This window comes from Dyadobacter diqingensis (assembly GCF_024220585.1).
Taxonomy (GTDB): domain Bacteria; phylum Bacteroidota; class Bacteroidia; order Cytophagales; family Spirosomataceae; genus Dyadobacter; species Dyadobacter diqingensis.
In genome coordinates this window covers 728,281-740,376 of the sequence record NZ_JAMXKF010000001.1, presented here as the reverse complement: position 1 = coordinate 740,376, position 12,096 = coordinate 728,281, and the positions used below count along the sequence as shown (strand labels likewise).

Below are 12,096 nucleotides of genomic sequence, written 5' to 3'. Positions count from 1 at the left end.
AAAACGTCGGTCGTAATGCTGCGTTTTTCACTTTTTTATTTACTTTTTATCGCTCAATTTTAATTCAAGCATGAAATATTACCTCATTGCCGGCGAACGTTCCGGAGATCTGCACGGTGCCAACCTGATGAAAGGAATCAAAGCAAATGATCCGGAGGCGCAGTTTCGTGGCTGGGGTGGGGATATGATGCAGGAAGAAGGAATTGATTTGGTAACTCATTACAAGGACACCGCGTTTATGGGTTTCCTGGAAGTGGCGATGAATATCCGCAAGATTACCAGATTTTTGAAAAAATGTAAAAAAGACATTCTGGCTTACAAACCGGATGTGATCGTACTGATCGACTACCCGGGATTTAACCTGCGCATTGCGGCCTTTGGAAAAGCACATGGTTTTAAAACTTTTTATTACATCTCCCCGAAAGTTTGGGCGTGGAACCAAAAACGCGCACTGAAAATCAAAAAGAATGTGGATCGCATGTTTGTGATTTTTCCTTTTGAAATCGATTTTTACAAGAAATTCGATTATCAGGTCGATTATGTTGGCAACCCGTTGATGGATGCTATTGAAGCCTTTAAACCCGACGCCGATTTTAAGAAGAAAAATAACCTGAACGAAGCGCAGCCGGTAATTGCCTTGTTGCCGGGAAGCCGTCGTCAGGAAATTATCAATATGCTGGATCTGATGCTGACGGTTCAGCCGCATTTTCCCGATTACCAGTTCGTAATTGCCGGTGTCAGAAACCTGCCTTCCTCGCTTTATGCAAATTACGAGGCGCTGAAAAATGTCTCGGTTGTTTATGAATCTACCTACGATCTGCTCGCCGTTTCGGAGGCGGCGCTGGTTACTTCAGGTACCGCTACCCTGGAAACGGCGCTTCTGAATATTCCGGAGGTTGTTTGTTACAAAACCAGTGGCTTTTCGTACGCCGTTGCCAAGAGGCTGATTCGTGTGCCTTTTATCTCTCTCGTGAACCTGATCATGGAAAAAGAAGTAGTGCGTGAGCTGATCCAGGATGAACTGAATGAAACGGAGCTGGTGAAAGAACTGGGTTCTATCCTGAAAACGGGTTCAAAAAGAGAAGCGCAGTTGAAAAATTATGCCGTACTACATAAACTGGTTGGTGGTTCGGGAGCGTCGGAAAGGACTGGTGGGTTGATGGTCAGGTATTTGAAAGAAAACAGATAGAATTTGTTTTGTAGTGATATTTCTACGATTTTGGTGAATTTTAACTACCTGTAATTCAGTTAAAGAAAAGTATATTTGCGAGTGGCGTCTAATCTGATCAAGTTTTTCAGAATAGAGGCTGCACTATATGACCCACCCTCCTTTATTCAACAGTAAATTGGTATGCAACGAGTACTTTTGGTCAATCATGATACAGGTATGCATTCGGATCTTGACCTGCTTTTCAAAGAGAATAACTATGCGAATTTCGTCATAGACGATGTCAGAAGCGGTAATGAGGCATTAAAAAAAATCGTGAACGGCGCTTACGATATATTGCTGCTTAACCTGATGATCCCCGATACGGACATGCTTGGCCTGATCGGGAAATTGAAACATCTCAGACCAGACCTTCCGGTTTTAACATTTTCACTGGTAATGGAATACACGTTTATCAAACGCTACTTAACCAGCGGCGTTAACGGGTATTGTTTTTACAAACAGGAAGAAACTGCCGAAATACTTAAAGCCATTCGTACGATTGTTTCCGGGAAATGGTATATCAGTCCCGAGATGGTGGAATTGATTGTGGAAGATGCTTTGTACGGTAAAAAAACAGACCGGCTGGATGCGTTGACAGAGCGTGAGTTTGAAGTTTTTTCTCATCTGGTGAAAGACGAAACCCCGGCTGTGATCGCCGAGATTTTATCCGTACACACCTCTACCGTTGCCTTGTACAAATCCAGAATAATGGATAAATTAAGGATAACAAATCTGGTAGAAATGAAAAATATGATGAAGGTGCCGTCAATGGCCTGATTTAATTTCGCATACGGGCCAGTTTTTCGTAATCGAGTACCGTTATAAGGCTCCCTTTCATATCGACAAGTTTTTCTTCCTTGAAGTCGGACAGGGTGCGGATCACCGTTTCCGTTGCTGTGCCCACCATCGAGGCAATGTCTTCGCGCGTGATGGCCATCGAGAATGGCTTCGATTTGTCTTCCTGATAACGTTGTACCAGCATCACAAGTGCTTGCGCGACGCGTTTTCGCACCGAATTGTAGGCCAGTTGCAGCAACCGTTCTTCACGGTCCTTAATTTCATTGGAAAGCATTTTGATGAACTTGGTCGCCACCTCACGGTTTCCCTGAAGCAGATTGAAAAAGTCATCTTTGGGAATCATCGCCACTTCCGATTTTTCCAGAGATATTGTGGTCTCCTGATAAGATTCGCCCTGAAGCAAATCAAGGTAGCCGAAGAAATCTCCTTCTTTGTATAAATCAGTAATGTATTCCTTACCGTTGTCGTTGGATTTGTATGCCTTTACCTTTCCCTTTTGAAGGAAAAAAACATTGGAAGGATAACTGCCTTCGGTATAAATGGTTTCTTTTTTTCTTAACGTTTTGGTCTTTTTATCGTCGGCCAGTTTCGTGATCAGATCAAAGGATTTTGCTTCATGAATGAATTCATCGAGTCCTTCCGCAGTCCTTGTAAACTGTCCTTTTAACCGTTCGCTTTTTCTTAATCTTATTTCAACGGCATTCAAAAGTTCAACATCGTCATAAGGCTTGGTGAGATAATCGTCCGCGCCCATGGTCATGCCTTTACGATAGTCACTCTTCTCAGCTTTTGCCGTCAGAAAAACAAAGGGAATATTGGCTGTAAGATCATCCTTGCTCAATAAATGAAGCACACCATAACCATCCAGTTCCGGCATCATGATGTCACAAATGATCAGGTCAGGTTTTTCGTGATGCGCCACTTGTACGCCTTCTTTTCCATTTTGTGCTGTCAAAACGTGGTAATTGGCCAGTTCCAGTATTTCGGCCGTGTTTTCACGCATTTCCGGATTATCTTCAATTAACAGAATTCTCTTATTTTCCATTTCAAAAATTGATGTAAATTAAATTGCGCTGGGCAGGTGGTCGGGAAGTTCAACATGAAAAGTTGTTCCTTTGCCTACTTCACTTGAAAATGAAACTTTACCTCCCATCAGATCCACATAGTTTTGCACGATATTCAGGCCCAAGCCGGTGCCTTGCGCATTTCCTGCGTTGTTTGCCCTGAAAAAGCGATCAAAAATGTGTACCTGATCACTTTCCGGAATACCAATACCCTGATCGATAATTTCAATAAAAATCGTTTTTCCATTCGCATTGATATTCAGCCTGATGAGTTTTCCGGGGTCAGAATATTTGATGGCATTGGAAATCAGGTTGAAAATGACATTCCGAAGCAATTGCTTATCAATCCAGACTTCCTTATTTCCTTCGTGCGAAAACAAAATTTCCTGCCCTTCTTTGCATAAGCCCCTGATCTCTTCAATAAGCCCCTTGCAAAATTCAGGCAATTGGGTAAAAACTGAAACGCTGTGAATACGTCCTTCTTCCAGTTTCCCGATTGACATGAAATCATTCAAAATTTCAGTCAGGTTGGTTACGGCTGACTTAATCCGCTGCACGTGTTTTTGCCGCTTATCCTCCTCTTCGCTTTTTGCATATCTGCCAATCAGCGAAGCCGAAGAAAGGATCGTCGCCAGCGGTGTGCGAAATTCATGAGAAGCGATTGTTACGAACTGGCTTTTCATGTTATTCAATTCCCGTTCTTTTTTCAAAGCACGCATCACCTCTTCCTGCGACTGTTCTATTTTATGAATTGCCTTTGCCAATTCTTCTGTTCTTTGGTTTACGCGTTCTTCGAGTTCGGCATTCAGTTTTTGAATTTCCTGATTTGCCTCCTGGATAATGCTTTCCTGTTTTTTTCTTTCCGTAATATCAATCACGAAACTTACTACAAACTGGCCTTCACTGGTTTTAAAAGGGCTTAAACTAACCTCCACCGGAAACTCGCTGTCGTCTTTACGACGGGCAAATAATTCCAGAGAACTTCCCATTCCACGGGCATGCGGTGATTCTAAATAGGTATCGCGGTGATGGGTGTGTCTTTTGCTTAATCTTCTGGGAATCAGTGTTTCAATATTCTGGTTTACTAATTCACCCTCTTCATAACCAAAAAGTTCAAGTGCCTTGGGATTCAACATTACGATGACCCCTTCTTTATTCACCACAACAATTCCTTCGGTAGCATGTTTAAATAGGGCGTCAAGCATTTCAATATGCCGTGTCATGGCTTTGGTCTGTTTTTCTATATACGTACTAAACATACCAAGTTACAGGACATAGTTGAAGGGAACAAACTTTTATCAATTTGACGGGTTTTAGTATTGAATGATCGCACGATAGCATGAGTGAATGGTTTTGGGCATAACTTTCTGAATCACAAGTATCTAATAGATCCCGATACACATCCTGATTGTCAGTCCAAACGCTCCACCGCGCGGCGGCCGCTTTCCATTCTCCACTCTCAACTAAATTAAACAGTCTGACTAAAAATAGATGTGGAAGGCTGTTGCTCCCATAACTTTGCATCGAAGGCCATGCAGACGTTTCTCACGAAAGCTTTTCCCTTGTCGGTTACGCGCAGCTGGTAAGGCTCAATTTCTACCAGTTCGTCAGATTGTAATTCAGACAACCGCTCGATCGCTTTATACAAGTCGTCACAAACCTCGTCTTCCTGTTTCCAGGTGGTAACGAACTGCGTCATGATTCGCAGGATATGTTTGCGTAGAATAAGATCGGTTTCCGTCAGCTCGTGACCTTTGAAAATGGGTAGGTGACCTGCTTCAATTTGGGCATAATAGGCTTCCACACTTTTTTCATTCTGAACATAACCTGTCCAGCTGTCACTGATCGACGAAGCGCCCAATCCTATTAAAAGCCTCGTGTGCGTATCGGTATAGCCCATGAAATTCCGGTGTAACCGGCCAAGCTGCTGCGCTTTGTAAAGTTCATCGGTTTCCAGCGAGAAATGGTCCATACCAATATCATGATAACCTGAAATTTCAAGTGCATTACGACCGGTTTCATAAATCGCCATTTTTTTGTCAGGATCCGGTAGGTCCTGTTCCGTATATCTTCTTTGTCCGGGTTTGATCCATGGAACGTGTGCGTAACTGTAAAAAGCGATTCTATCCGGATGCAGCTGAATAACGCGCATGATGGTTTCCATCATCGTGCACACTTTCTGAAATGGCAGGCCGTAAACAATATCGTAGTTAACCGAGGTGTAGCCAATTTCTCTTGCCTTTTTTGTCAGATGATGGACCTGCTCATAGGTCTGGTGGCGGTTGATCGCTGCCAAAACCAGCGGATTGAAATCCTGAACACCTATGCTGATTCTGCGAAATCCGACATTGTAAAGTGCCTGCAAATGATCGTCGGTTGTATTGCCGGGATGTGCTTCAAAGCTGAACTGCGCCTTGGGATGCACCGTCGTATTTTGCAATAAACTTTCAATCAGTTTTGTAAGGTTTTCAGGACTGAAAAATGTGGGTGTTCCGCCTCCCAGATGTATTTCGCGGATCACCGGTTTGGTGTCTCCGAAAATCGAAAAATAGAGTGCCCATTCTTTCAAAACCGCATCAATGTAGGTTTCTTCTACTTTATGATTGACCGTTATCCGGGTATTGCAGCCGCAGTATGTGCACAAACTCTCGCAAAACGGGAGATGTATGTATAAGCTTATTCCTTCTTTTTCATTCGAAACGCTAAACGCTTCTTTGGCAAGTTCTTTCCATTTCTGCTCCGTTGGCGGCGTTTTTTGCCAGTAGGGAACAGTTGGATAACTGGTATATCTCGGCCCGGGAGTATTGTATTTAAAAAGCAAATCCTTATCCATGGGAGTCGTGTTTTGAATTAGTTTCTATGGATCAAAACTAGTCAGGTGGTATTGGTTAAAACATGACTCTGGTCATGTTTAAAACTTACTTTGGCAAGGATTTTAAGACTCTATTTTCCGTGACAAACCGTTATTGCCTCTTTATTACTTTGGGTATTTAATGGGTGTTGGATCAGTAAGCCTCTGACAATAAGTATGATGCCTGCCACACTTAGCATAAAGGGCATGAGTTTTCGCATTTTGGTGCGAAGCGAAACGCTAAGCCACTGGTTGAAAAAACCGACCGCGAGCATTGCCGGCAAGGTTCCAATCCCGAAAGCGAGCATGAATAAGCCTCCATGCATAGCGCTTCCGGTCGCGACGGAGGTGATCAGGGCGAGATATACCAGACCACAAGGCAGCAGTCCATTAAATATCCCCAGAAGGAGAGAGCTCCGCCACGTGCGGCTTCGGAGCATGGACGACATTTGGTTTTTGATAAGTTGTACAAATTTTTTCCAGAACTGTGGAGGATGGAAATAGCGATCCAGCCGGTGAGGCCAAAGGACGTAAGCAAGCATCAGGATACCTGATAAAATGGAAAGATAACGGAGATAACCAATGAAAACGAGGGAAGAACCGAGAGCTCCCAGCAGCAGGCCGAGCGCGGCATAAGTCATCGCCCGCCCGCTATTGTAAATAAATACACTGGCAAACCTTTGAAACTGACTGCCTCCCTGAACCGGGATAGCTAATGCGATTGGGCCGCACATACCGATGCAATGGAAACTGCTCATCAGCCCCATGGTCAGAGCCAGGTACGGAAGTGCGCCGGTCATTATTTTTGCGGATTTCTGTTGATTACGATCAGATCTTCATCCCAGTATGTTTCTGTACCGTTTTTCCAGTCAATTTGTAAATAATACCGTCCATCGGGTATTTGCGAAGATGCGATCAGTTGTGTATGATCTTCGGTCCGGACTGAAAAAACAAGGTCTTTTTTGTTGTCTGACGGGCAGTATAACTTCACGTTTCCGGAGATATTTTTCGCCGGGAATATTTTGGGATAATGAATGGCAATTCCGTTTTCATTCACTTCCCATCGCAGCGGCTCGGCCAGCTTTTTTGCTCTTTCTGTTTTATTTATTTTATCCTGAAAACGCAGTTCTTCGGCGTAGTACTGATCTGTTACAAGATCAATTTTCTGGCTGGCACTCATGCCAACCAGCACTAATATCATGGCTACAAATCCTGTATACAGAATTGCAATACCTGCTCCCCAATTTAGTTTCATAGGATTATTGGTTATCGTTACGGTTATTCTTCCGGTGCCATAAATGTGGTTTCAAAGCTTTCCAGTTTCTCGTTACCCTGAAAAACGGATAATTTTAACTTCGTTTTTCTGGCTTTCAATGCTGATTTTGGGATGATGATGAACAACGTTCCTTCTGACATCCCCGCACCGTCGAGCGTCAGATCGGGTTTGCCTGCGAACAATAATTTGCCTTTCGGAGAATCAAGACGGATCACGGGTTTTACGATCTGGTTGGTTTTATTGAAAATTTTGAAGGTGTACAAATTGCTGATCGTGCCGTCTTTATTTTCAATATACTGACTACCTGGCGCGCGGAACAGGGTTGTCTGCGTATCATTGCGGGAAACAATCAAATAACCAAGCACCGACCATAACAGAACCAGCACAACAACATATCCACGGGTACGGTTTGTGATCAGCTTGTTTGTGCCGCTCACGATCGCGTTTTCAGACGTATACCGGATCAGACCTTTATCAAAACCGACTTTATCCATTATCGAATCACAGGCATCGATACAGGCGGTACAGTTTACACATTCCATTTGTGTTCCGTTCCGGATATCGATTCCTGTCGGGCAAACGGCTACGCACTGAAAGCAGCTGATACAGTCGCCCGCGGTACGGTCGTGTCCTTTGTGTAATTTTTCCCGCGGTTCTCCGCGTTTGTAATCGTAGGCAACCACAATCGAATTTCTATCCATCAATACGCCTTGCAGACGTCCGTAAGGACAGACAACAGTACATGCCTGATCACGCAGCCAGGCAAAATTGAAATAGAAAACACCAGTGAAAATGACTATTCCCGAAAAAAGCGGGACGTGCTCATCGATGGGTTCGCTGATGATTTTGGATAATTCGTCGATGCCTATGACGTAGGATAACAAGAGATTGGCGATTAAAAATGACACGATTAAAAATGCCAGATATTTCGCTCCCTTTTTCAGTATCTTGTCGCCCGTCCATGGCGCTTTGTTCAATAATTTTTGCTTGCCGCTGTCCCCTTCGATAAAGTATTCGATTTTCCGGAAAACCATTTCCATGAAAACCGTTTGCGGACAAGCCCAGCCACACCATAACCTCCCGAAAATTGTCGTGAACAGAACGATGAATACCATAAAGGAAAGCATCGTCAGCCCGAACAGCCAGTAATCCTGCGGACCAATGAACAGGCCAAAAATGATAAATTTCCGTTCTAGTACATTGAACAGCAAAAGCGGCTGCCCGTTATATTTTAAAAATGGTGTGACAAATAAAATAGTCAGTATCGCGACCGTAAACCATATACGCCGGTTGTGCCAGGCGCCCTTTGGTTTTTGCGGATAAAACCAGTTTCGTTTTCCATCTTCATTAACGCCGCTGAAATGATCACGGAAAGAATCTTCGGGAGGAACGAACGTAGATTTCATAATTTTTGAGGTCACTGTCAGCAGTATGCTGTAAGAAAGGCTTGCTGCTGAGATTTATAGAAAATATTTTATATCAGATGAGTAGTAAAGGCCGAGGGGCGATTTTTCTTCGCTGACCGCTGACCGCTGACCGCTGACCGCTGACCGCTGACCGCTGACCGCTGACCGCTGACCGCTGACCGCTGACCGCTGACTACTTTTTTGCAAGTGTGCTGTCTCCGCTGCTTTTTCCTTCCTCGTATAAATCGCCCTGAGGTTCTTTCGCGTTAGCCGGCTTGGTCCCTTTCAGCGTTAATACATAACTGGCTACTTTTTGAATATCGGTTGGAGAAAGCTGCTTCTCCCAGGATATCATTCCTTTTTCGGGCACACCGTATTTAATCACTTTGAACAAATTCTTGATCCCTCCGCCGTGAAGCCAGTAATCATCCGTTAAATTGGGACCCACACTTCCGCCGGCTTCCGGTCCGTGACAGGCCGTACATTTTTCCTGAAAAATTGCCTTCCCCTGATCAATTCCTGCCGCTTCCGAAATGGCTGTTACTGTGTTTTCGTCCATACTGGAACCTACTTTTTCGAGATATGCTTTTTTAGCAATTTCTGCCTGTGCAACTTCCTTATCCAGCTCAGCAATTTGCAAATCACCGAGTCCGCTGAAATAATACGTGGAATAAATGGCTGCTATGATGATCGTGGCAACGAACAAAGATTGCAGCCAGGGTGGCATCCGGTTGTCGAGTTCCTGAATTCCGTCGTAATCGTGGCCATCGATAAGGATTTGTTTTTCGTCATGCAACGAGACGCCGACACCGCCGAAGTTTTTCCACCAGCCAATATTTAGAAATGACTTTGCCGCTTTTTCAGGATTTGCATTGGTGACTTCCCGTAAAACAGACAGCGCATTGACCAAAAGTATAATCACCAGCACCATCACAAAAAACAGCACACCCAGTAACATGATCAGCAAAATGTCGGTGCCGGAAATGGCTCGGATCGGTTCGGTTTGCTCTTGTGCGAAAGCCGTGGATGATAACAAGGTTAAAAATACGACAGAGAGAATGCCTTTTTTCAGGCTTCCGTCATTCAATGGAATGCTTTTCATACCGTCCACCGATTTTTTATCCAAACGGAAAACGTAGATAAGCAGCCCGATAAAAAACAAAAAGAATATGAGCAGTGAAATCAGCGGGAAAATTTCCACACCCGCAATGGTTTCAAGATAGTTTCGAAATTTCATAATGTGAATGAATTTGGATGCATAGGCGAGCCGGCCGGTCGCCTATGCGCTGGAAGAATCACTTATTCGTTTTTATATCAGTCCCAAGACGTTGCAGATAAGCAATCAAAGCAATGATCTCTTTGTTTTCATTGGCCTTGATGCCACTTTGTTTTAACCTCCCCTGGATATCTTTTGCCTGTTTATGCAGCTCCGCGTTGGCTATCAGCTCATAACCTTTTTCGTAAGGCACACCCAGTGTTTGCATGGCACGGATTTTCGCAACCGTAGTTGTGGTATCCAGATCATTTTCAAGCAGCCAACCATACCGTGGCATAATCGATCCGGGCGACATGGAGGTCGGATCTTCCATGTGGTTGTAATGCCAGGAGTCAGGATATTTGGCGCCTAAGCGGTGTAAATCCGGACCGGTACGTTTAGAACCCCATTGGTGCGGGTAGTCATATACAAATTCCCCTGACTTCGAATATTCACCATAACGCTCGATTTCTGAGCGGAAAGGGCGGATCATCTGGGTGTGACATACGTAACAGCCTTCTCTCACATAAATATCGCGGCCCTGAAGTTCAAGCGGACTATATGGTTTTACGCTGGCAATGGTTGGCACATTGGATTCAATCATAAAAGTTGGGATCATTTCAATCATCCCACCGATCGCAACGGCTACCAGGGCAAAAATCGTAATCGCAAGCGGCTTGCGTTCCAGTAGTCTGCGGTGCCAGTATTCGTTTTTAGCAGGCTGCCAGATCGCTGACAAAGGCATGGCTTTGGCCGTTTCAGTCTGGGACAATGAGCCTTTTAAGGCTGTCATCCATAAGTTGTAGATCATCACGACAAACCCGATGATGTACAAAGTACCGCCTACACTGCGCAGGAAATAGAGCGGAGCAAGCTGAGTAACCGTTTCCAGAAAATTAGGGTATTTCAGCAAGCCTTCCTGTGTAAACTCTTTCCACATCGAGCTCTGAACCCAGCCGGCCCAATACATTGGAATGGTATAAAAAAGTATCCCAAGCGTTCCGATCCAGAAATGGAAATTTGCCAGTTTGGGTGAAAACAATGGACGGTTGTACAGACGTGGGAAAAGCCAGTATAACATACCAAACGTCAGAAAGCCGTTCCATCCCAGCGCACCTACGTGCACGTGGGCAACGATCCAGTCGGTGTAATGCGCAATGGCGTTTACATTTTTAAAGGATAACATCGGACCTTCAAACGTAGCCATACCGTAGGCGGTGATCGCCACGACGAAAAATTTCAGCACTACATCTTCCCGCACTTTGTCCCAGGCGCCTCGCAGGGTCATCAGTCCGTTCATCATCCCTCCCCAGGAAGGAGCAATTAGCATCACAGAAAAGACAGTTCCCAGTGTCTGAGCCCATTCGGGAAGGGAGGTGTAAAGCAAATGGTGAGGACCTGCCCAGATGTAAAGGAAAATCAGAGACCAGAAATGCACAATCGATAAGCGATAGGAATAAACCGGGCGATTGGCTGCTTTGGGTAAAAAGTAGTACATCAGCCCGAGATAGGGTGTTGTCAGGAAAAAGGCCACGGCATTATGTCCGTACCACCACTGCACCAAAGCATCCTGCACACCAGCGTACATAGAATAACTTTTGAAAAAAGATATCGGCAGCGCCATGCTGTTCACCACGTGAAGCATAGCAACGGTAACGAAAGAAGCAATGTAAAACCAGACAGCTGCATAGATATGCTCAACACGACGGTTGATGGTAGTCATAACCAGGTTGATCAGGGCAGAAACCCAAACCACTGCGATGGCGATATCCAATGGCCATTCCAGTTCGGCATATTCTTTGGATGTCGTTAAGCCCATGGGCAAAGAAATGGCGGCACAAACAATGATAAACTGCCAGGCCCAGAAATGGAAACGACTAAGCGCCGGACTCCACATGGGTGTACGTAAAACCCTGGGAGCGGAATAATACAAACCGGTGAAAAATCCATTTCCGACGAACGCGAAGATAACCGCATTGGTATGCAGCGGGCGGATCCGGCTGAAAGTTGTATAAGGTAAATCCAGATTCAGATTAGGAAATACAAGCTGAAAAGCTGCCAGAAGCCCAACGAGCATACCGATAAGTCCAAACAGGATTGTAGCAATGGCAAAGTTCCGAACAATCCGGTTGTCATATTGAAACTCGTCCAGCCCGACAGATGAGATAGCTGGATTAGGATGGTTTGACATAATTTTGAGTGGGAGAATGGTGAATAAATTTGGGTAATATGTTCT

10 protein-coding genes are annotated in these 12,096 nt (G+C 44.6%); 2 read left to right on the top strand and 8 right to left on the bottom strand.

Annotated features, from left to right (window positions below; genetic code table 11):
• Nucleotides 1-70 precede the first annotated feature (70 nt).
• Nucleotides 71-1,189, top strand: a complete 1,119-nt coding sequence (lpxB, locus tag M1L62_RS02980) for a lipid-A-disaccharide synthase (protein ID WP_254411517.1) — start codon at nucleotides 71-73, stop codon at nucleotides 1,187-1,189.
• Between the two features lie 162 nt (nucleotides 1,190-1,351).
• On the top strand, nucleotides 1,352-1,987 hold the full coding sequence (locus M1L62_RS02975) for a LuxR C-terminal-related transcriptional regulator (RefSeq protein ID WP_254411516.1): 636 nt from the start codon (nucleotides 1,352-1,354) through the stop codon (nucleotides 1,985-1,987).
• Nucleotide 1,988: 1 nt separating this feature from the next.
• On the opposite strand, the gene M1L62_RS02970 is transcribed toward M1L62_RS02975, so the two are convergent.
• From M1L62_RS02970 to ccoN, 8 genes are all read right to left on the bottom strand, one after another.
• Nucleotides 1,989-3,053, bottom strand: a complete 1,065-nt coding sequence (locus tag M1L62_RS02970) for a response regulator (protein ID WP_254411515.1) — start codon at nucleotides 3,051-3,053, stop codon at nucleotides 1,989-1,991.
• An 18-nt stretch (nucleotides 3,054-3,071) separates the two neighbouring features.
• Nucleotides 3,072-4,295: a PAS domain-containing sensor histidine kinase gene (locus tag M1L62_RS02965; protein WP_254411514.1), complete on the bottom strand. Its 1,224-nt coding sequence runs from the start codon at nucleotides 4,293-4,295 to the stop codon at nucleotides 3,072-3,074.
• A gap of 245 nt (nucleotides 4,296-4,540) precedes the next feature.
• Nucleotides 4,541-5,905 (bottom strand): oxygen-independent coproporphyrinogen III oxidase, encoded by a 1,365-nt coding sequence (gene hemN / locus M1L62_RS02960; RefSeq protein WP_254411513.1) that lies wholly within the window; start codon nucleotides 5,903-5,905, stop codon nucleotides 4,541-4,543.
• 110 nt (nucleotides 5,906-6,015) lie between these two features.
• A complete protein-coding gene (locus M1L62_RS02955) occupies nucleotides 6,016-6,723 on the bottom strand; it encodes a sulfite exporter TauE/SafE family protein (protein WP_254411512.1) in 708 nt (235 codons plus the stop codon).
• Nucleotides 6,723-7,178, bottom strand: coding sequence for a FixH family protein (locus tag M1L62_RS02950; RefSeq protein WP_254411511.1), 456 nt, complete (start codon nucleotides 7,176-7,178; stop codon nucleotides 6,723-6,725). The genes M1L62_RS02955 and M1L62_RS02950 overlap by 1 nt, the downstream gene beginning before the upstream one ends.
• 23 nt (nucleotides 7,179-7,201) lie before the next feature.
• The gene (ccoG, locus tag M1L62_RS02945) at nucleotides 7,202-8,605 is read right to left on the bottom strand and encodes a cytochrome c oxidase accessory protein CcoG (RefSeq protein ID WP_254411510.1); all 1,404 of its coding nucleotides are present in this window, start codon (nucleotides 8,603-8,605) and stop codon (nucleotides 7,202-7,204) included.
• 193 nt (nucleotides 8,606-8,798) lie between these two features.
• Entirely contained in the window at nucleotides 8,799-9,842 is a 1,044-nt protein-coding gene (locus tag M1L62_RS02940; protein WP_254411509.1) for a c-type cytochrome, read from the bottom strand.
• A gap of 58 nt (nucleotides 9,843-9,900) precedes the next feature.
• Nucleotides 9,901-12,051 carry a cytochrome-c oxidase, cbb3-type subunit I gene (gene ccoN / locus M1L62_RS02935; RefSeq protein ID WP_254411508.1) on the bottom strand — a complete coding sequence of 717 codons (2,151 nt, stop codon included), beginning with the start codon at nucleotides 12,049-12,051 and terminating at the stop codon, nucleotides 9,901-9,903.
• Between the last annotated feature and the right edge of the window lie 45 nt (nucleotides 12,052-12,096).